The organism is Lachnoanaerobaculum sanguinis (genome assembly GCF_033242365.1).
In the GTDB taxonomy this organism is placed as follows: Bacteria; Bacillota; Clostridia; order Lachnospirales; family Lachnospiraceae; genus Lachnoanaerobaculum; species Lachnoanaerobaculum sanguinis.
Genome location: NZ_BTHK01000034.1, coordinates 1 through 3,010, shown reverse-complemented (window position 1 = coordinate 3,010; position 3,010 = coordinate 1). Strand labels below are relative to the sequence as shown.

4 protein-coding genes are annotated in these 3,010 nt (G+C 37.0%); all 4 read left to right on the top strand.

The features are described 5' to 3' along the window. Nucleotides 1-363: replication initiation protein (locus SBH76_RS13320; protein ID WP_317978159.1), on the top strand; the 363-nt coding region annotated here is incomplete at its 5' end. Between the two features lie 332 nt (nt 364-695). Continuing rightward, nucleotides 696-1,772, top strand: coding sequence for a MobV family relaxase (gene mobV, locus SBH76_RS13315; protein WP_317978158.1), 1,077 nt, complete (start codon nt 696-698; stop codon nt 1,770-1,772). A 386-nt stretch (nt 1,773-2,158) separates the two neighbouring features. Continuing rightward, a complete protein-coding gene (locus tag SBH76_RS13310) occupies nt 2,159-2,452 on the top strand; it encodes a hypothetical protein (protein WP_317978157.1) in 294 nt (97 codons plus the stop codon). After that, nucleotides 2,445-3,010: replication initiation protein (locus tag SBH76_RS13305; RefSeq protein ID WP_317978156.1), on the top strand; the 566-nt coding region annotated here is incomplete at its 3' end. The genes SBH76_RS13310 and SBH76_RS13305, both read left to right, overlap by 8 nt.

Sequence of the window (3,010 nt, the reverse complement as noted above, 5' to 3'; positions counted from 1 at the left end):
AAGTTCACCCAGTATCAGCTTTACAACATTCTTGCTATGAAATCAGCCTTTTCAGTACGCATATATGAGCTGATGAAGTCCTATGCTTTTCAAAAAACAAAAACATTTGAGATTGATGAATTAAAAAAATTGCTTATGGTTGAGGATGTGAAGTCATATAAAAACTTCAAGGACTTTCGTAAAAAGGTACTTGAGATAGCAGAAAAGGAAATTAATGAACTGACGGATATAATTATCAGCTATGAAACAATTACCAAAGGCAGAAAAGTAGTCAAAATCAAATTTGATATAGCTTTGAAGGATACTATGGAACGCTGGCAAGCTGGAATGACCGCAAATGAACGATTAGGGGAACTAAAGTAGTTCCGGGCAATGGCAGTAGGCGTATGATCCACTTGTGGATGAGCCTGCTGCCGTTGCTCCGGAACGGAAACTAAGTCAAGGGCGGACGCAGTCCGTTCACCTTGCCCTTGACTTAGGGAATATAAACAGGCTTGTGAAAAGAGGAACAGGACGCTGTTCCTCTTGCCTTAGTATGGCGAATACTCGGGTCAAGCGTCGCACGCTTGTCGGGGTTAAGGGGCAGACAGCCCCTACCCTCGGAGAGCCTTCGGAGAACACATTCTTTACGGAGTAAAGTATAATGTGCTATACTTTACTGCATAAATTTAGGATGATTTGAGGGGTAGGAAACTATGAGCAAATGTGCTGTGCATATGATGAAAATGAAAATGTCGGCAATGGGTGGCATACAAAGTCATAACCAAAGGGAACACGAAAGCAGAAAAAACAAAGATATTGATTATAGCAAGAGCAGCCAAAATTTTGAATTGATAAATTATGGCAGCATAAATTATCAGACAGAAGTTAAACAGAGAATATCAGAGTTAAATCTAAATAAGGCTGTACGAAAAGACGCAGTTACATATTGCTCTTTTATTGTTTCCTCTGACAACTTGTTTTTTAAAAGATTAGCTGACGCAGAGCATTACAGAAGGTCTTGTATGGAAAGCGAAAGCATAGCCATAGGACTGATGGAACCAACCCCAATAGAATATATGCCTGAAAGCTATCAGGAAGATTGCTATCAAGAAGGCTGTAGGCTTTTTTTTGAGGACGCTACAACCTTTTTTTGTAATAGATATGGGATTGAAAACGTAATCAATGCCACCGTGCATATGGATGAAGCTACCCCACATATGCATTTAGGCATTGTTCCAGTTACAAAAGACGGCAGATTATCAGCCAAAGACATATTTACAAGAGTTGAATTGACGAACTTACAGACAGCTTTTGCTCAAGAGGTAGGCAAGAAGTACGGATTAGAGCGTGGAATTGAGGGGTCTACAGCCACCCACCTATCAGAAGAACGATTTAAGCTGAAGAAAGCACAAGAGAATATGCAGAAGGCTGTAGAAGAGGCTCAGAAGGCTCAGAATGCCCTTTTAAAGCTTAAATGGGATATAAGTACCCTTAAAGGGCAAAAAGAGGCTCTAGGAAGCGAAATACAGGCTCTACAGGACGAAAAACAAATTATAGAGCAAGCAGTAAAAGAAAAAATGAATTTAGGTGAACGCCAATTTGGAATGGACGGAATTAAAGAGCGAATTGCTGAAAGAAAAAAAGAAATGGAAAAATCAAATCGGTTAAGCCTTCTTGAGCAATTCATAGCCTTACCGCAAGTAAGTCCAATTTTTGAAAAATTCTGTCAAATGTTGCAAAAATCTAAGCAGCAAAGTCACAACAAAAATACAGATAATCCTAATCGCTAAAAGTGATTTTTTTACCCTGTTTTTTTTTGCAGATTTTTTTGCAAATATAGCAATATATTATTTATTATATTTATTATATTTAGAGACCAAAAAACCTCGCAACCCGCATAGCTTCGCGGTTTCTTATTGGGACTTTTAGTACGGTTTATTGGGACTTTTAGTACGGTTTATTGGGACTTTTAGTACTGTGGATAACTTTTTATTGGGACTTAAAGTACAGTTTTTATTGTGATTTTTAGTACAGTTTATTGGGACTTAAAGTACAGTTTTTATTGTGACTTTTAGTACGGTTTATTGGGACTTAGTATTGACAAAGTTCTAATAAAGCGATAAAATACTATTGGGACTTGAAGTACGGTTTTATAGCTACAAAGAAAGGGGAAAAGATGAACGGTTATACAATAATGGCAGAGAGTTACAAAGTATTGGCAGAACAAGGAAAAATAGAAGCAGAAAAGGCTGAAAAAGCTATACGCATATTTGATTTTCTTGCCACCTGTGACAATGATGATTTATGTCAAATGGTTGATAGCTCTGCATTTAACGATATTATCAAAGCTTTTTTAAGGATGGCAGTTCGAAAGGCAGACATAGAACAGGACGCAAAAGAAAAGGTTTTGGAACAGATTTATTTTATTTTTGACGAAAAACAAGCAAAGGAAGTACTGGCAAATGAATAGCGATGAAAAAATAGAAATACTTAAATGCAGAGATTATCTTGTAGTTAAATCAAACGACCTCGTGCAAAAAAGTCGCTTTGAATTATCACTTACAGAGCAAAAGACTATTGCCTTTATATGCTCAATGATTAAGCCTATTGAAGCCATTGACAGGGCGAAAGGTGTACCTTTTCAGCTTGAATACGATTTTAAAATCAGTGATTACTGTAAGGTATGTGGCATAGACTACAACAACGGAAAAAACTATATAGAAGTCAAGGCAACACTTAAAAAGTTGCGTGACCGTTCTATGTGGCTCACTATGCCAAATGGCTCTGAAAGCCTTGTAGGGTGGCTTGCTAAAGTAAATACAGACAAAAGATATGGTGTAGCAAAAATAAAGCTTGATGAAGATTTAGTTCCGTATCTCTTTGATTTAGGGCAAAAGTTCACCCAGTATCAGCTTTACAACATTCTTGCTATGAAATCAGCCTTTTCAGTACGCATATATGAGCTGATGAAGTCCTATGCTTTTCAAAAAACAAAAACATTTGAGATTGATGAATTAAAAAAATTGCT

What these genes read in the sequence shown, in the direction of transcription:
- SBH76_RS13310 (WP_317978157.1), top strand. Translation starts at nt 2,159, where the DNA reads ATGAACGGTTATACAATAATGGCAGAGAGTTACAAAGTATTGGCAGAA.
- mobV (WP_317978158.1), top strand. Translation starts at nt 696, where the DNA reads ATGAGCAAATGTGCTGTGCATATGATGAAAATGAAAATGTCGGCAATG.